This is a genomic window from Arthrobacter sp. StoSoilB19, assembly GCF_019977275.1.
GTDB lineage: Bacteria > Actinomycetota > Actinomycetes > Actinomycetales > Micrococcaceae > Arthrobacter.
Window position 1 is genome coordinate 1,022,513 of sequence record NZ_AP024650.1, and the last position, 12,116, is coordinate 1,034,628.

Sequence of the window (12,116 nt, forward strand, 5' to 3'; positions counted from 1 at the left end):
ATGGCCGCCACGCAGCAGCAGCGCACCGCCACTGCCCCTCGCCCGGAGCTGACCGGGATCCGGCGCGCGGGTGACCGGGCCATCCTGGTGGAGCTGTCCTCCCTCGATGCCGTCCTCAGCCTCCAGGCGCAGCTGACCGCACACCCGCAGCCGGGCCAGATCGACGTCATCGCAGCCGCATCAACCGTCCTTGTCACCGCGGATTCGCCCCAGGCAGTCCAGGCGCTGGCCGCGCACGTCCGCGGGCTGGACCTTGAGGCGCCAGCGGACACCGAGAGCGCGCTGGTCACCATCGACGTGGTGTACGACGGCGAGGACCTGGACGAGGTGGCGTCGCTCACCGGACTGGGCCGTGAGGGAGTGGTGGCCGCGCATGCCGGCCAGCTCTGGACCGCAGCCTTTGCCGGATTCGCACCGGGCTTCGCCTACCTCAGCGGCGAAAACCCCAGCCTCGAAGTCCCGCGGCGCCGATCCCCGCGCACGGCTGTGCCCGCCGGCGCTGTGGCCTTGGGCGGCGCGTACTCGGCCGTCTACCCGCGGCAGTCGCCGGGCGGCTGGCAGTTGATCGGCCGGACCGAAGCCGCCATGTGGGACCTGGACCGGGAAAATCCCGCCCTCATCCGCCCCGGCGATACCGTCCGCTTCAAGGCCGTCCGCAGCCACGCCATCATGACGGAACGGCCCAAAGTCCCAGCCAACCGGACGGCAGAGCACCAGGGGCACGCAGGCCTTGCCGTCCGCAAACCGGGGCTGCAGGCCACGATGCAGGACCTGGGCCGGCCGGGCTTCGCCTCGCTCGGCGTCAGCAGCGCCGGCGCCATGGACCGCGGAGCCCTGCGCCGCGCCAACCGCCTGGTGGGCAACGCCGAAGGCGCAGCCGGCATCGAACTCCTCTTCGGCGGCCTCGAACTTGAGGCCCTCACCGACCAGGTCCTGGCCGTCGCCGGAGCGGCCGTCCCGCTGCAGATCACACCGGGGGCAGACTCAAAAGAGGACAGGCATCGGACGACGGCGGCGCGGCACCCCGCGTGCGACGCCCCCTTCGCGCTGTTGGCGGGGGAGAGGCTGACCGTGGGCACCCCCACGGCAGGGCTCCGCTCCTACGTCGGCGTCCGCGGTGGACTCGGTGGCCCCGATGCTCTCGGCAGCCGCTCCACGGACACCATGTCAGGGATCGGCCCCGAGCCGCTCGAAGCGGGAACCATCCTGCCGGTGCACGCCGCCAAACCGGGCAGCGTGGTGGGCCACCCGGAAGTGTCCCCCCTTCCGATTCAGGACGGGGCGACCGTGCTGCGGGTGGTCCCCGGGCCCCGGCAGGACTGGTTCAGCACCGACACGCTGCAGGACTTCCTGGCCCAGGAATGGACCGTCACGCCGCAGTCCAACCGGATCGGTCTGCGCCTCAACGGCCAGCCGCTCAGCCGCAGCCGGGACGGCGAACTCGCCAGCGAAGGAACCGTCCGCGGCGCCGTGCAGGTGCCGCCGGAAGGCCAGCCCGTCCTGTTCCTCTCCGACCACCCGGTGACCGGCGGGTACCCGGTGATTGCCGTCGTCGTCCATGCCGACCTGGACAAGGCCGCCCAGCTTCCCCCGGGCACAACCGTCCGGTTCACCGCCGCAGCTCCTCCGGCAGAACTGCCCGAAACACCTAAGGAAAGCCCCCATGCGTAAAGTCCTCATTGCCAACCGCGGCGAAATTGCCGTCCGGATCGCCCGGGCCTGCGACGATGCAGGCCTGGAAAGCGTGGCCGTCTACGCCGACCCGGACGCCGACGCGCTGCACGTCTCCGCCGCCACCGAGGCCTACTCGCTGTCAGGCTCCCGGCCCCAGGAAACCTACCTGGACATCGACAAGCTCCTCGCCGTTGCGGCGAAAAGCGGCGCCGACGCCGTCCACCCCGGCTACGGCTTCCTGTCCGAGAACGCCGGCTTCGCCCAGGCCGTAATCGACGCCGGCCTGACCTGGATCGGCCCCTCCCCGGAGACCATCCGGCTCCTGGGCGACAAGGTCAGCGCCCGCGAGGTGGCGGTCCGGGCCGGTGCCCCGCTGGCACCCGGCAGCGACGGACCGGTGGCCAGTGCCGCGGAGGTCCGTGCCTTCGCCGAAAAGGTGGGCCTTCCCGTGGCCATCAAGGCGGCGTTCGGCGGCGGCGGGCGTGGCCTCAAGGTGGTCCGGGACCAGGCCGACATCGAGGAAAGCTTCGACTCCGCGGTCCGCGAATCCCTGGCCGCCTTCGGCCGGAGCGAATGCTACGTGGAGAAGTTTTTGGACCGGCCGCGCCACGTGGAGGCCCAGGTCATCGCGGACACGCACGGCAACGTGGTGGTCGTGGGCACCCGCGACTGTTCGCTGCAGCGCCGCCACCAGAAACTCGTGGAGGAAGCCCCCGCCCCCTTCCTCACCGCTGAGCAGCGGGCCGCCATCCACGCCTCGGCCAAGGCCATTTGCCGCGAGGCGGGCTACGTCGGTGCCGGCACCGTGGAGTACCTGCTGGACGGCACGGGGTTCCTGAGCTTCCTGGAGGTTAACACCCGCCTGCAGGTGGAGCATCCCATCACCGAGGAGACCTCCGGGGTGGACCTGGTGGCCGCCCAGCTGTCCATCGCGGCGGGGGAGAAGCTTCCCATCCTCGAGGACCCGGAGCCGCGCGGGCACGCCTTTGAGTTCCGGATCAACGCCGAGGACCCGGGCCGCGGCTTCCTGCCGTCCCCCGGCACCGTGGAAACCTTCGAAGCCCCCACCGGTCCCGGGATCCGGGTGGACACCGGCGTCCGTTCGGGCTCGGTGGTCCCCGGGCAGTTCGATTCCCTGCTGGCCAAACTCGTGGTGACCGGGGCGGACCGCCAGCAGGCGCTCCGCCGCGCCCGCCGCGCCCTGCGGGAGTTCCGCATCGGCGGCCTGGCCACCGTGCTGCCGTTCCACCGCGCGGTGGTGGACGCGCCGGACTTCACCCGGACGGACACGCTGGGCGTCTACACCACCTGGATCGAAAACGAATTCACCACCGCCCTTGAGGCGGATCCGGCCTTCAGTCCCGCCGCGCCGGAGGAGCCCCGCCGAACCATCGGCATCGAGGTGGACGGCAAGCGGATGGAGCTGGGACTCCCCAAGGCGCTGCTCGATTCCCTGCTCGACGGCGGCGGCAGGGGACGCGCAGCGGCTCCGCAGGACGGCGGGGAGGCTGCGGCGGAGAAGAACGACGGCGACCTGCTGGCCACCATGGCCGGCACCGTGGTCAAGTGGCTGGCTGAGCCCGGGGCCAGCGTCGAGGAAGGCGAAGCGGTGCTGGTGCTCGAAGCCATGAAGATGGAGACGGCCGTGGCCGCCCACCGCGCCGGCACCGTCGGGGAGCTGTACGCGGCGGCCGGAGACGCCGTCGGGCCCGGGCAGGTGCTCACCACCATTTCCTGAACGCACCTCACGAGGGCATCCGCGCGAACACGCGGCACACCGCCAGGCTGAACCAGAGCTGGAGGTCGTGGAACCTGTCCCGGAGCAGGTGGCCGGTGAAGAGCCCTGACGGCTCCTGGTGCGCGGCCAGCCAGTCGCGCGCCTGGCCGGTTTTTTCCGTTCGAAGGCCGGGGTGGATGATGCTGATCGCGTCGAGGGCGGAAACGAGGTCCGTCATCCAGAAGGGAAAGCAGAACTCGGTCCAGTCGGAGACGCGGCCCTTATCAGGATAGGCGTCCGGCTCGAAGAAGCGGCCCGCCAGCATTTCCGCAGCCTTCTGTGCGGAGGTGCTTGCGCGGTGCGCGGGATGGGCCGCGTAGGCCCTGAGCACCACCCCGGTGATCAGGTGCGAGAACGGCTGCGACGGATCGCCGGGAATGGTCTGCGGCTCGTCCAGCGCGTCCAGCTTCCTCCCCCGGGTGCGGAGGGGAAGGGCCCAGCCGCCGTCGTCCTGCCGCGACGCCTCAAGCCAGCTGAACGCGCGTTCCACGCGCGGGTGGTCGCCGTACCCCGCTTTGCACAGGAGCCCGATGAGGGCCGCCGTGTAGTTGGGAGACACCTGGTTGCCGTAAATCCCCCGAAGGTCACCTGGCTCGGACTGGTGTGAAAGCACATAACCGGCGGCCGCGGCGATGGCCGGATGCCGGCGGGTGAGCCCGAACATCTCCACGAGGAACCCGAGTTGCCGGTAGGTCTCCAGCAGGTCGTAATCCATGCGGTCCCGGGGCCGTCTTCCCGGATAGGCCCACGACCCATCCGCCGCCTGGTGCCGCAGGATCCGGCGCGGGACCGGAAGGTCCCAGAGTGCCTCATCGGCCGCCGGGGCGGCCGGCAGCCCTCCCGGTCCGGGGACCAGCTCGCGGACGGCCCAGGAGCGCACGGCGGGGTGACCGCTGGACAGCAGCGGGGCGATCGGGTCGAACCGGAGGCCGTCAAGCCACGTCATGGTCACCATGATGGCGGAATACGTCCGGTGCGGACAGGGCACCGCTGTCCTGCCCGATATCGTGGTGCCATGACGTTTGACGAGGTACTGGCCGATCTCCAAGCCCAGGCCAGGACCACAAAGCACGCCGAAACGGGCCTCTGGGTGGCCGCCCAGCTGCGCAGCCGCATCGCCGCCGGCCAGCTGGCTCCCGGATCAAAGCTCGCCGAGGAAGCCCTCCGCGAGGCCCTCGGCGTGTCCCGCAACACCCTGCGGGAAGCATTCACGGCGCTCCATGCCGAACACATCGTGACCCGCATCCCCAACCGGGGTGTGTTCGTGGCCCACCCCACGGCATACGACATCCGCGAAATCTACCGGGTGCGCCGGTTCCTGGAGCCCGCGGCGGTCCTGTGGTCCGGCGATGCCCCGCTGGAGCCCCTGGCGGCAATCATCAAGGCCGCCAGGGCGGCCGCCGCCGACGGCGACATCCCCGGCATGGCCAGCGCCAACCAGGACTTCCACCGCGCCATCGTTGACCGCTCCGGCAGCGAGCGGCTCAACAGCCTCATGGACCAGGTGCTGGCCGAGATGCGCCTGGTGTTCCACTCCATGGCGGCCAACCCTGCCTTCCACGAGCCCTACGTGGAGGACAACGCCCGGATAGTGGACCTCCTGGAAGCCGGTGAGCTGGCCGCGGCAGCGGACTTCCTGGCCGCCTACCTGGACCGCGCGGAAGCGCAGCTGCTCGCCGCCGTCGGCCGCTAGCCAACCCTTCCCCAAAAAAGGGGGTTGCAGGATTGTTGAACAAAAAGCTATGCTTTAGATCACACCGTTGTTCTGCAGCTCACTTAACCCTGCAGCCCTAACGTGTCCGGGGCTCCCGCCCCTCGGCGCCGTCACCCCCACCACCACACTCACGGACGCGCCGGCCCCCACTTTCGCAGACCCGTCACGGGTCCCCTGGGAAGGGATAATCATGCTTGTACTCATCGGGGTGCTGCTGGTGATCGTTGGCTTCGCCATCCGCCTGAACCCCCTGATTGTCGTCACCGTTGCGGGTATCGTCACCGCACTTCTGGGCGGCATGAACCCCGCGCAGATCCTCGACTCGTTCGGAACCGGTTTTGCCAGCAGCCGCTCGGTCACCATCTTCGTGGCCGTGCTGCCCGTGGTGGGAATCATCGAGTTCTTCGGGCTGCAGGAACAGGCCAAGGTCCTCATCGGCCGGCTCGCCAAGCTGACGGCAGGCCGGGTCCTGATCGGCTACCTGGCCGTCCGCCAGATCACCGCCGCCGTCGGCCTGAACAGCATCGGCGGCCACGCCCAGACCGTCCGCCCGCTGGTGTTCCCCATGGCCGAAGGCGCAGCGCTGCGCCGCTACGGGCACGTCCCGGACAAGATCAGCGAGAAGATCAAGGGCCACTCCGCCGGGGCGGACAACGTGGGCGTGTTCTTCGGCGAGGACGTGTTCGTCGCCGTCGGCTCCATCCTGCTGATCACCACGTTCGTGGACACCACGTACCACCTCCACCTGGAACCGCTCCAGCTGGCCCTCTGGGCCATCCCCACCGCCATCGCGGCCTTCCTCATCCACGGCTTCCGGCTCCTGCGCCTGGACAAGCAGCTGGACAAGGAATACCGCGAATACGAGCTCACCGCCCAGAAGGAAACCGCAGGAGAAGCGAAATGATTAACGTTGAAGCCGTCTACTGGCTGATCGGCCTTCTGTTCGTCGCCTGGGCATCACTCATTGCCGCCGACACCAACCACCCCCGCCGCTGGGGCAGCTCCTCCTTCTGGGGCCTGCTGGGCCTGTGCTTCTTCTACAGCACCTGGGTCCAGGCCGGCACGGCGCCCGGCTGGATCCTGGGCATCGCCGTCCTGGTCCTGGTGGTGCTGGCCTCCACCGGCCTGCTGGGCCACGGCAAGCACCGCACCTCCACCGGCCACGAGCGCGAGGCCTTCGCCAAGCGCTTCGGCAACAAGCTCTTCATCCCGGCCCTGACGCTGCCCCTGGTCACCGTCATCCTGGTGCTCGCAGCCCCGCTGCTGTCCATCGGCGGCACCCCGCTGCTGGACCCCAAGAACACCACGCTGGTAGCCCTGGCCATCGGCGCCGTGGCTGCCGTCGTCGTGGCCCTGGTTATCCTCAAGCCCAAGAACCCGGCCACGCCCATCTTCGAAAGCCGCCGGATCCTCGAATCCATCGGCTGGGCCGCGCTGCTGCCCCAGATGCTCACCACGCTGGGCATCCTCTTCACCAAAGCCGGCGTGGGCACCGCCGTGGGCACGCTCGCCTCCGGCCTGCTGCCCAAGGGCTCACTGATCGCCGGCGTGCTGGTCTACTGCATCGGCATGTTCCTGTTCACCGTGCTGATGGGCAACGGCTTCGCTGCGTTCCCCATCATGACCGCTGCCATCGGCTGGCCCGTGCTGGTGGAGACGTTCCACGGTGACCCCGCGATCGTCTTCGCGATCGGCATGCTGGCCGGCTTCTGCGGCACGCTCTGCACGCCCATGGCAGCCAACTTCAACCTGGTGCCGTCCGCGCTGCTGGAAATGGACAACAAATACGGCGTCATCGCCGCACAGGTGGGCACGGCCATCCCGCTGCTGGCGGTGAACATCGCGCTGATGTACTTCCTGGCCTTCCACTAACCCTTCCGCAGACCCTGCCATTCAAAGGAGCATGATGGACAACGATCTTCGCGCACAGGCGGCACCGGACTACGCGGCCGTGGTGCTGGGCAACCTTTCCGAGCCCTTCCCGCACTCGGCCCACCACACCCAGGTGTCAGCCGACGACCGGCCAACCCCCGAGCAGATCCACCCCGCCTTCTACACCTCCTTCGACTGGCACTCCTGCGTGCACATGCACTGGCTGGGGGTGAGCCTTGTGGGGGGCACTCCCGGGTCACCCTTTGCTGGGACTACCGCGGCAGGAGCGTCCGACGGCGGCACGGCGGCTTGGGTGGATGCCGCCAACGAGGCGTCGCTCCGGGCAGCCCTGGGCGCCAACCTGACCCCGGCCAAGCTGGCAGTGGAACGGGACTACCTGCTGGCCAACCCGTCCTGGGAGCGGCCCTACGGCTGGGCCTGGCTGATGCGGCTGGCCGCCACCTGCTCCGCCTCCCGGGATGCGGAGATCCGCGAATGGGGCACCGCTTTGGAACCCCTGGTGGATGCCGTGGCGGAGCTCAGCGCCGCCTGGATGGCCAAGGCGCAGTATCCCGTCCGGCACGGGCTGCACACCAACGCCGCGTTCGGTGTGGGGTACATGCTGGATGCCTTCCGCTCCCTGGGCAGGGTTGATGCCGCCAAAGCGTGCGAGGACGCGGCGCGCACCTGGTTTGCCGATGACCGCGGCTGGCCGGGCGACTGGGAGCTCAGCGGCCAGGACTTCCTCTCCGCGGGCCTGAGCGAGGCGGACCTGATGCGCCGCGTGCTTTCCGCGGACGAGTTCGCCGGGTGGTTCGCGGGGTTCCTGCCGGAGCTGTCCACCGCATCGCGCATCCTGCAGCCGGTGAGCGTGACGGATGAGACCGACGGCTACCTGGTGCACCTGCACGGACTGAACCTGACCCGCGCGGGACAGGTGGCACGGATCATCGCCACGCTTCGTCAATCCAGCGGCCCGGAAGCCTCGGCCGCCGCGGCCGTGCTGTCCGACGCGCTGGACCCGCTCCTGAAGGCCGGGCTGTCCGGACTGGAAAGCGGCGACTTCATGTCCACGCACTGGCTGGCCAGCTTCGCGTGGGATGCGCTGGGATCGGTGGCTGAACTCGACTGATTCCGGGCTGGCGTGGCGCACGCACCAGTCACACTCCGTTCGGAGCGTCTGGTGGGTGCATGCCACGCCGCTGGACAGCTAGTCTTGCATCACCACGCGCGAGTGCGTGACCTGGGAGCAGCGGGCAGGGTTGTAATGAGCTGACCATCCGCCCGCGAGCCCAAGGAATCCCATGCGCCAGCAGCTCACGACCTGCCCGCCAGACCCCGCAACAGCAGTGGAGTCCACCACGCTTCGGCCCAGGAGGAAGCGGACCAGGCACCCGCGGCTGGCGGTGGGGGACCGGGTCCGCTTCGCCGAGGGAACCCTTGCCGGCACGGGTGTGGTGGACGCCGTCACGTCCGACTACTCGGTCATTTGGGTGTGGACGGACGAAGGCCAGGGCCGCCGGATGTTCCTGCAGGGCTACGGAAGCATCGTGTCCTCGATTTAGGTACGACGCCGGTCCGCGCGGCGCTCATCCGCCTGGCCGATTCCGTCCCGGACTGCGGCGCGGATGACGCCGTAGAGGATGTAGAAGAAGACCGCTCCGAAGAGGACAAACAGGACCAAGCCTGAGAAGTCACCCATGGTTGCTGCCCTCCTCCGGCCAGTACTGCTGGGCTGCCTTTGCGGCATCCCGCAACTTCCCGCCGTCGAGCATGATGGACGTTTCCTCAAGGCCGAAATCGGTCCACTGGGAAACCAGTCGGAGGCTGCCGGCAGGGGGAAGCGGCCAGAGCCAGAGCGAGCCGGTGCCCTGGAACTCATCCTCTCCGCCACCGCCGCCGCCATTGTTCAGGACCAGCGCCGGAGGTTCGGGTTCCTGGCCACGCTCCACGAAGCCGTGGGGACCCAGCGTGCCGGTGCTGGCTTTGGAACCATCGGGGAACTGGACGCCGAACATCAGGCCGGTCTGTTGTCCGCGGCCACTGCGGATGCCCCTTCCCGGCTGGAAGAAGAGGTGCTGCAGGTCGGCCCAGTCTTCGTCGGATTGCTGGTCACGGCGGAACAGCCAGGACAGGTTGAACACGCAGCCGGTGGAGAACACGTCCGCACTTTTGACCGCCACCACCCTCCACGGAGTCCTGGACACAAACCTGCCGATGTGGACCACGGACGGCAGCTCGTAGACTGGGGCGCCCGCCCATGGCGGCGGGACGTACCGTTGAGACCTCGGCCTCGGTGGGAGCGGAGGTACTGGAAAGTCCTGGAAGAAGGTCACGGTGATCCTTGGGTCCGCTGGCTGCGACCGACCAGCGGAACAGCGGCAGCGCCGCCATGGATCCCCCAATCCGTCCTTACCCGGCCAGTCTAGCCTCCGGTTTGCCGACCCGCGGGACGCGCGGGACCCCCGTTGACCCGGTCAATCCCGGCCGCCAAAATGCTGGCCGATGGCTGCCTGGATGTGATGCGGCGGCGGAGGTAGCGTGCGTACTGTCAATTAGTCATCGCGCGGATGGTGCTTTGCTGGCCGAAACATATGCGCTGGCCAGTTCGCTGCCCTTAACTCTTGCTGCCCTGCGCTCCGGGCATATCTCTTGGCAGCATGCCCGGACCATGGTGGACCAAACCGCCAGCCTGGACTCTGCAGGCGCAGCCGCCCTGGAAGCGCACTTCCTGGATCCTGACACGCGCAACCCGGCCCGGGGTTGCCCGGTCGGAGAGATGCCGGCCCACCGGTTCAAGGCCAAAGCCCGCATCTGGCGCGAACGCAACCACCCGGAGACCCTGGAAGGACGCCACGCCAGGAGTGCAGCGGACCGGCGCGTGGAGTACACGCCGGACTGTGACGGGATGGCTTGGATCTCCGCCTATCTGCCCGCCACCACAGCCTCGGCGGTCTGGAACCGCACCACCGCCATTGCCAGGGGACTCCAAGGCCAGGACGAGCACGGGGCCCTTTCGCAACTCCGCGCTGACGTGCTCTCCGCCGCCCTGCTCACCGGTGGCGGCAACCAGGACCTCCAAGGAGGCAACAAGCCACCGCTGTGGCCCCATGTGCGGAACCGGTAGCTCCTCCCTGGGCTCCCTCACGCCTTTGGTGGGACAATAAAGGTAGGGCACCTGTCACGGCGCCACCCAGGCGTCGGCACGTCCCACTCGAGTAACCAGGAGGGGATCCTGGTGGACGCCACCACTATCGTTGTCATCGTCCTCGTTGTCCTGCTTCTCATCGCTGCAAGAATGTCCATCCGGATCGTGCGGCAATACGAGAAGGGCGTACTGTTCCGGCTTGGCAGGGTCATTGGCGTCAGGGATCCGGGCCTGCGGCTGATTGTCCCGATCATCGACCGGCTGCCGCTGGTCAGCCTCCGGATCGTGACCATGCCCATCCAGTCGCAGGGCATCATCACCCAGGACAACGTCAGCGTGGACGTCTCCGCCGTGGCCTACTACCGGGTGGTGGACGCCGTGAAGTCCGTCATCGCCATTGAGAACGTGGCCTCCGCCATCGACCAGATCGCCCAGACTACGTTGCGGAAGGTGGTGGGCCGCCACACCCTGGACCAGACCTTGTCCGAGACCGAACGGATTAACGGCGACATCCGCGAAATCCTTGACGTGCTCACCGTCGAATGGGGTGTGGAAGTCACCTTGGTGGAACTCAAGGACATCCAACTGCCGGAAAGCATGAAGCGCGCCATGGCCCGCCAGGCCGAGGCGGAGCGTGAGAAGAGAGCGAAGATCATTGCGGCCGAAGGCGAGGCCATCGCTGCGGCAGCGCTCGGCGATGCCTCCGACACCATGATGGCCCACCCGCTGGCACTGCAGCTTCGCAACCTGCAGTCCCTGGTGGAAATCGCGGTGGACAAGAACTCCACGGTGGTGTTCCCCGCCCCGCTGATGAGCACCATCGGCGAACTTTCCGCGTTCCTGGCGCGCGAGAACCAGGCGGCGTCCGCGGCCGGCCCGTCACCTGTAAAGGCGGCCTGACCCGCTGTCTGACTCGCGCGCAGCCAAGGAGCGGGCCGGACCCAGCACGCCAGGACTTTCGGTGCGGAACCGCGGCGGCCGCTAAAGTCGTGCCATGACCACTGCTGCTCTACGGCCTGTCTACTTCCTGTCGGACAGTACCGGCATCACCGCGGAAACACTGGGCAATACACTGCTGACGCAGTTCCCGGTGGACAATTTCGACCGCGTCACCATTCCCTTCATCACCACCCCCGACCAGGCGAGGTCCGTGGTCCGCACCATCGACGGCCTGGCTGCCGCCGGGCCCCGGCCCCTCGTGTTTTCCACCGCCGTCAACAGCGAAATACGGCAGATCCTTGGCGGTTGCAACGGTGTGATCGTGGATCTGATCGGCACCCATGTGGGGGTCCTGGAGCAGGCGCTGGGCACCCCTGCCAGCGGTGAGCCGGGCCGGGCGCATGGGTTGGGGAACGCCGCGCGCTACCAGTCCCGGATGGCCGCCGTCGAGTACGCCATGGAGCATGACGACGGGCAGAGCCTGCGTGCGCTGGAGAAGGCCCAGGTGATCCTGGTGGCCCCGTCCCGGTGCGGAAAGACGCCCACCACCATGTACCTGGCGCTGCAGCACGGGATCTTCGCGGCGAACTTCCCGCTGGTGGATGAAGACTTCCAGCGGGACGGGCTGCCCAAGCCGTTGCGGCCTTTCGTGTCGAAGTGTTTCGGCCTGTCCTCCAACCCGCTGCGCCTGAGCCAGATCCGTACCGAACGGCGCCCCAGCTCGCCCTACGCATCCCTGCGGCAGTGCGGTTTTGAGCTGCGCAGCGCCGAGCAGCTGTACGTTTCCCACCGGATCCCGTACCTGAACTCCGCCACCGTCTCCGTGGAGGAAATGGCGGCCACCATCCTGCAGCGGATGAACCTCAAGCACTAGCCGCCATTTCACAAACGTGGCGTAGCGCACATCATGTGGAAAGTGCGCTGCAGACCTGCCACTGTTGACAGGGTTTTTTCTTCCGGCCGGCACTACCGTGACGGCCAGCATTGCTTAC

General features: G+C 68.3%; 13 protein-coding genes. 10 read left to right on the top strand and 3 right to left on the bottom strand.

Features of this window, described 5'->3' with window-relative positions; all coding sequences use genetic code 11:
• Both LDO86_RS04795 and LDO86_RS04800 read left to right on the top strand, forming a co-directional pair.
• Entirely contained in the window at positions 1-1,671 is a 1,671-nt protein-coding gene (locus LDO86_RS04795; protein ID WP_018770563.1) for a 5-oxoprolinase/urea amidolyase family protein, read from the top strand.
• Positions 1,664-3,412, top strand: a complete 1,749-nt coding sequence (locus tag LDO86_RS04800) for a biotin carboxylase N-terminal domain-containing protein (protein WP_018770562.1) — start codon at positions 1,664-1,666, stop codon at positions 3,410-3,412. The genes LDO86_RS04795 and LDO86_RS04800 overlap by 8 nt, the downstream gene beginning before the upstream one ends.
• Positions 3,413-3,419: 7 nt before the next feature.
• On the opposite strand, the gene LDO86_RS04805 is transcribed toward LDO86_RS04800, so the two are convergent.
• Positions 3,420-4,397: a prenyltransferase/squalene oxidase repeat-containing protein gene (locus tag LDO86_RS04805; protein ID WP_224084292.1), complete on the bottom strand. Its 978-nt coding sequence runs from the start codon at positions 4,395-4,397 to the stop codon at positions 3,420-3,422.
• Positions 4,398-4,466: 69 nt separating this feature from the next.
• Here LDO86_RS04805 and LDO86_RS04810 point away from each other — a divergent pair, with 69 nt between their 5' ends.
• The 5 genes from LDO86_RS04810 to LDO86_RS04830 all read left to right on the top strand — a co-directional run bounded on the left by LDO86_RS04810 (position 4,467) and on the right by LDO86_RS04830 (position 8,602).
• Complete coding sequence (locus LDO86_RS04810) at positions 4,467-5,144, top strand: GntR family transcriptional regulator (protein ID WP_018770560.1); 678 nt, start codon at positions 4,467-4,469, stop codon at positions 5,142-5,144.
• Positions 5,145-5,355: 211 nt separating this feature from the next.
• The gene (locus LDO86_RS04815) at positions 5,356-6,069 is read left to right on the top strand and encodes a DUF969 domain-containing protein (protein ID WP_018770559.1); all 714 of its coding nucleotides are present in this window, start codon (positions 5,356-5,358) and stop codon (positions 6,067-6,069) included.
• A complete protein-coding gene (locus LDO86_RS04820) occupies positions 6,066-7,037 on the top strand; it encodes a DUF979 domain-containing protein (RefSeq protein ID WP_018770558.1) in 972 nt (323 codons plus the stop codon). Before LDO86_RS04815 ends, LDO86_RS04820 begins: the two co-directional genes overlap by 4 nt.
• A gap of 31 nt (positions 7,038-7,068) precedes the next feature.
• Entirely contained in the window at positions 7,069-8,169 is a 1,101-nt protein-coding gene (locus tag LDO86_RS04825) for a DUF2891 family protein (RefSeq protein ID WP_224084293.1), read from the top strand.
• Positions 8,170-8,341: 172 nt separating this feature from the next.
• Positions 8,342-8,602 (top strand): hypothetical protein, encoded by a 261-nt coding sequence (locus LDO86_RS04830; RefSeq protein WP_018770556.1) that lies wholly within the window; start codon positions 8,342-8,344, stop codon positions 8,600-8,602.
• Here LDO86_RS04830 and LDO86_RS04835 read toward each other — a convergent pair.
• Together LDO86_RS04835 and LDO86_RS04840 are read right to left on the bottom strand one after the other, a co-directional pair.
• Positions 8,599-8,739: a hypothetical protein gene (locus LDO86_RS04835; RefSeq protein WP_166673134.1), complete on the bottom strand. Its 141-nt coding sequence runs from the start codon at positions 8,737-8,739 to the stop codon at positions 8,599-8,601. The genes LDO86_RS04830 and LDO86_RS04835 overlap by 4 nt on opposite strands.
• Entirely contained in the window at positions 8,732-9,220 is a 489-nt protein-coding gene (locus LDO86_RS04840; protein ID WP_224084294.1) for a hypothetical protein, read from the bottom strand. The genes LDO86_RS04835 and LDO86_RS04840 overlap by 8 nt, the downstream gene beginning before the upstream one ends.
• A 209-nt stretch (positions 9,221-9,429) precedes the next feature.
• Here LDO86_RS04840 and LDO86_RS04845 point away from each other — a divergent pair, with 209 nt between their 5' ends.
• The 3 genes from LDO86_RS04845 (at position 9,430) to LDO86_RS04855 (ending at position 11,998) form a co-directional block, all read left to right on the top strand.
• On the top strand, positions 9,430-10,164 hold the full coding sequence (locus LDO86_RS04845; protein WP_346655923.1) for a DUF222 domain-containing protein: 735 nt from the start codon (positions 9,430-9,432) through the stop codon (positions 10,162-10,164).
• A 111-nt stretch (positions 10,165-10,275) separates the two neighbouring features.
• A complete protein-coding gene (locus LDO86_RS04850; RefSeq protein WP_018770552.1) occupies positions 10,276-11,085 on the top strand; it encodes a slipin family protein in 810 nt (269 codons plus the stop codon).
• 94 nt (positions 11,086-11,179) lie between these two features.
• On the top strand, positions 11,180-11,998 hold the full coding sequence (locus tag LDO86_RS04855) for a pyruvate, water dikinase regulatory protein (RefSeq protein ID WP_018770551.1): 819 nt from the start codon (positions 11,180-11,182) through the stop codon (positions 11,996-11,998).
• The last annotated feature ends 118 nt before the right edge of the window (positions 11,999-12,116 follow it).

Coding starts and splice junctions, on each gene's coding strand:
- LDO86_RS04830 (WP_018770556.1), top strand. CDS start 8,342: ATGCGCCAGCAGCTCACGACCTGCCCGCCAGACCCCGCAACAGCAGTG.
- LDO86_RS04855 (WP_018770551.1), top strand. CDS start 11,180: ATGACCACTGCTGCTCTACGGCCTGTCTACTTCCTGTCGGACAGTACC.
- LDO86_RS04810 (WP_018770560.1), top strand. CDS start 4,467: ATGACGTTTGACGAGGTACTGGCCGATCTCCAAGCCCAGGCCAGGACC.
- LDO86_RS04825 (WP_224084293.1), top strand. CDS start 7,069: ATGATGGACAACGATCTTCGCGCACAGGCGGCACCGGACTACGCGGCC.
- LDO86_RS04815 (WP_018770559.1), top strand. CDS start 5,356: ATGCTTGTACTCATCGGGGTGCTGCTGGTGATCGTTGGCTTCGCCATC.
- LDO86_RS04795 (WP_018770563.1), top strand. CDS start 1: ATGGCCGCCACGCAGCAGCAGCGCACCGCCACTGCCCCTCGCCCGGAG.
- LDO86_RS04835 (WP_166673134.1), bottom strand. CDS start 8,739: ATGGGTGACTTCTCAGGCTTGGTCCTGTTTGTCCTCTTCGGAGCGGTC.
- LDO86_RS04820 (WP_018770558.1), top strand. CDS start 6,066: ATGATTAACGTTGAAGCCGTCTACTGGCTGATCGGCCTTCTGTTCGTC.
- LDO86_RS04800 (WP_018770562.1), top strand. CDS start 1,664: ATGCGTAAAGTCCTCATTGCCAACCGCGGCGAAATTGCCGTCCGGATC.
- LDO86_RS04845 (WP_346655923.1), top strand. CDS start 9,430: ATGGATCCCCCAATCCGTCCTTACCCGGCCAGTCTAGCCTCCGGTTTG.
- LDO86_RS04805 (WP_224084292.1), bottom strand. CDS start 4,397: ATGACGTGGCTTGACGGCCTCCGGTTCGACCCGATCGCCCCGCTGCTG.